The sequence below is a fragment of the Bartonella sp. AA86SXKL genome (assembly GCF_042196885.1).
In genome coordinates this window covers 325-796 of the sequence record NZ_JBHIRE010000248.1, presented here as the reverse complement: position 1 = coordinate 796, position 472 = coordinate 325, and the positions used below count along the sequence as shown (strand labels likewise).

Sequence of the window (472 nt, the reverse complement as noted above, 5' to 3'; positions counted from 1 at the left end):
TCCCTTATAGACTCATTCTCCTCTCTCTTCTCATAAAAAACTTACAAAATGTTTTTTTTTAACACTCATCGTGTTAAAAGAATGTTTACCATCGTAAAAGGAAGCGTTAATCATGAGCAAAACAAATCCCTCCATGACAGAGCTTCAACAAAAACATATCCATTTTTCTTCCCTTCTATTCGGCATATTATGTACATGTTTTTTTCTTCTCTTTAGTGCACTGGGTGTATGGCAAGTACAACGATTAAACTGGAAAACAAACCTTATCACCAATGTTAATCAGCGTGTTCATTTACCTCCCATTAAAGCCCCTCCTCAGGATCAATGGGCGTATGTTACTTTTGAAAGAGACGAGTATCGACCTGTCGCGATCACCGGAAAGTTTTTGATCAATAAAAATATTTTGGTCACTGCTGTTGCTCAAGATACTAGTGGTTACTGGGTTTTGACCCCTTTACAAACAGCCGACAAT

At 37.5% G+C, this 472-nt stretch carries 1 protein-coding gene; it reads left to right on the top strand.

All coding sequences use genetic code 11. The features are described from left to right. Positions 1 to 112 precede the first annotated feature (112 nt). A partial coding sequence (locus ACFIO5_RS11305) for an SURF1 family protein (protein WP_375705457.1) occupies positions 113 to 472 on the top strand: 360 nt, incomplete at its 3' end.